At 73.2% G+C, this 2,962-nt stretch carries 4 protein-coding genes and 1 pseudogene; all 5 read left to right on the forward strand.

Going from position 1 to position 2,962, the window contains the following annotated elements:
- Nucleotides 1-280, forward strand: a 280-nt coding sequence (locus AB0I76_RS26385) for a hypothetical protein (protein WP_357040776.1), incomplete at its 5' end; no start/stop codon positions are given.
- 119 nt (nt 281-399) lie between these two features.
- Nucleotides 400-1,452 (forward strand): acyl-CoA desaturase, encoded by a 1,053-nt coding sequence (locus AB0I76_RS26390; protein ID WP_357040778.1) that lies wholly within the window; start codon nt 400-402, stop codon nt 1,450-1,452.
- Nucleotides 1,453-1,812: 360 nt separating this feature from the next.
- Nucleotides 1,813-2,040 (forward strand): hypothetical protein, encoded by a 228-nt coding sequence (locus tag AB0I76_RS26395; RefSeq protein WP_357040784.1) that lies wholly within the window; start codon nt 1,813-1,815, stop codon nt 2,038-2,040.
- Between the two features lie 89 nt (nt 2,041-2,129).
- Nucleotides 2,130-2,429, forward strand: coding sequence for a 4a-hydroxytetrahydrobiopterin dehydratase (locus tag AB0I76_RS26400; protein WP_357040781.1), 300 nt, complete (start codon nt 2,130-2,132; stop codon nt 2,427-2,429).
- Nucleotides 2,419-2,962 (forward strand): annotated as a pseudogene (locus AB0I76_RS26405) (FHA domain-containing protein); the annotation flags it as partial. The gene AB0I76_RS26400 and the pseudogene AB0I76_RS26405, both read left to right, overlap by 11 nt.

The following is a 2,962-nucleotide window of genomic DNA, read 5'->3' on the forward strand; positions in this document are numbered from 1 at the left end:
GGCGCCCGACCCGCAGCCGTGGCGGAGGCTCCTGCTCGGCGTCGCCGCGCTCGCCACCGTGCTCGCCGGGGCCACCCGCCGCTGGCAGGCGCCGGTGGTGCTCGGCACCGTGACGCTCACCCCGCTCGCACTGCACGAGCTGGCCCGAGGCTGGGACCTGCTGCCCCGGTGGATCTTCCTGGCTCTCGGCGGGCTGGCGCTCATCGGGCTGGCGGCCACGTACGAGCGACGTCGGCGGGATCTGGCCCGCCTGCGTACGGCTGTCGGCAGGATGGGCTGAGGTAGGGCGGGCCCTACCGCCGGTTCGGGGGTGTACGGGATTACTCAGCGCTACCGCGTGGGGAAGGCTCGGTAACAGGCATGCACGAGGCACGCCGACCGAGGGCGAGGGGGCCGGGCATGGGACGTGCAACGGCGGTGGATCCGTCGGCACGGCGGGGGAGCGACTACGCCGAACTGTCCCGGCGCGTGCGGGCGGCCGGGCTGCTGACCCGGCGCCCGGGCCGGTACCTGACCCGGATCGTGCTGACCCTCGGGGTCTACGTCGCGGTCTGGGTGGCCGTCGTCGGAACCGGTGACTCGTGGGCGCAGCCGGTCCTCGCCGTGGTGCTGGCCGTGGCCACCACCCAGGTGGCGTTCCTCGGGCACGACGCCGGCCACCGGCAGATGTTCCGGCGGCGCGGACCCAGCGAGTTCGTCGGGCTGCTCACCGGCAACCTGGCGATCGGGCTCAGCTACGGCTGGTGGGTCGACAAGCACAACCGGCACCACGCCAACCCGAACCACGCCGACGAGGACCCGGACGTGGGGGCGGGCGCGCTGGTCTGGACGTACGAGCAGGCCGCCGACACCCGCGGCGTCGCCCGCTGGGTGGCCCGCCGGCAGGCGTGGTTCTTCTTCCCGATGCTGCTGCTGGAGGGCCTCAACCTGCACGTGGCGAGCATCCGCGCGATCGTCGGGCGGGAGCCCGGCGGAGGCTTCCGTACGCCGATGCGCCACCGCGCCGTCGAGGCGCTGCTGCTGACGCTGCACACCGCCGCGTACGCGGGAGTCCTGCTGCTGACCATGTCGCCGGTCAAGGCGCTGGTCTTCGCCGCGATCCACCAGGGGCTGTGGGGGCTCTACATGGGCTGCTCGTTCGCCCCGAACCACAAGGGCATGCCGATGCCGGACGGCGACGACGAGCTGGACTACCTGCGCAAGCAGGTGTTGACGGCACGGAACGTGCGGGGCGGGCCGTTCGTCGACGCCGCGCTCGGCGGGCTCAACCTCCAGATCGAGCACCACCTTTTCCCGAACATGCCGCGGGCGAACCTGCGGCGGGCCCGGCCGATCGTCCGCGCGTACTGCGCCGAGGTGGGAGTCCCCTACGCCGAGACCGGGCTGGTCGACTCGTACCGGCAGGCGCTGGCGCACCTGCACGAGGTGGGGCGCCCGCTGCGCGGGAGGTGAGCGGCGGTCCAGCGGTGTACGTGGCCCTGCAGAGAACGAGGGCAACTACAACGCGACCACGCCGCCGGCCGCGCTGTACGACCGGCTGGTGCGGCTCTGCGCGTACATCTGCGACCGCCACGGGATCGCGGCCACGCAGATCTTCGGGCACCGCGACTTCGTCGCCACGGACCGCCCCGGCGACGTCCTGTACGCGCGACTGCCGCAGCTGCGTACGGACGTCGCGACCGCCCTCGGCGGGGGCGGCGGGTTCGGCGCGGTGGTGGACAACGCCACCACCGCGCGGTCAGTCCCCAGGCGGTCAGCGACGCCGCCACCTTCACCGCCGCCGTTCCTGCCGAGGGCAGCTACCGCGTCGAGGTGTGGCACCCGGGGTCCAGCGCCTACAACTCCGCGACGCCGCACGTCGTGTACGCGAAGTCCGGGGCGCAGACGGTCACCGTCGACCAGCGCACCGGCGGTGGCGCGTGGCGGTCCCTGGGCACCTTCACCCTCACCGTCGGCGACCGTACGGTGCTGGCGGTGAGCCGGTGGAGCGGTGCCACCGGGTACGTCGTCGCCGACGTCGTCCGGATCACCCGGGTCTGACCGGGTCGGCGTCCGTGGCCCGGTCGCGGTGCCGGACGCCACGCCGCCGCTGGTCGGCGACGGTTCGAACCCACCGGTAGGGTCAGCGCATGGCAGACGTGCTCACCGCGGAGGCGGTGCGAGACGAGCTGAACGGGCTGGTGGGCTGGTCGGGAGACCCCGCCGGGATCACCCGTAGCGTGGAGCTGGCCAGCTTCCCGGACGCCATCGCGGTGGTGGACCGGGTGGCCGTGGTGGCCGAGGAGATCGACCACCACCCCGACATCGACATCCGCTGGCGGACCGTGACCTTCCGCTGCGTCACCCACTCGATTGGCGGGGTCACCCGCCGTGACCTGGACCTGGCGCGCCGGATCGACCAGATCGTGGGAGCGTCCGATGAGATTTGAGATCAGCAAGGTGCTGGACGCCATCGAGGGCCGGGTGTGCACCGACCCGTCGCTGGCCCGGGCGGTCCTCGACCTGGCCGAGGTGATCCGCTACCAGGACATCGACGGCGGACGGCCGGCGAGCCTGCTGCGGCTCGGCATGGTGATCGACGCGCTGGCCCGCGAGCTGGAGGAGGACAGCGTCCCGGTCTACGCGGTGGTGCACCGGGCCCTGCTCTCCGATGCCGACCTGACCTCCAACGAGCGCATGGTGGTGCGCCGCTGGGCCGACGACGGCCTGGTCGAGGTGCTCGACAACCCCGGCGACCGGATGCTGGAGGTGGCCGACCTGCTCGGTCTGCCGGTGGTCACCCGGGTCCGCTCCGACGGCCTGCGCGGGCGCTACCCGTGGCTGGTGGACCAGCCCGGCCGGGTCGTCGCCCCGGTGCCGGGCGCCGGTGGGCCGATCGCCTTGTCCAGGCCCTCGAAGGGGCTCATCATCAGCTTCTCGTTGCCGCGGACCTTGGCGGCGAGCTTCTCGACCTGGTCGGCGG

This window comes from Micromonospora sp. NPDC049799, assembly GCF_040656655.1.
In the GTDB taxonomy this organism is placed as follows: domain Bacteria; phylum Actinomycetota; class Actinomycetes; order Mycobacteriales; family Micromonosporaceae; genus Micromonospora.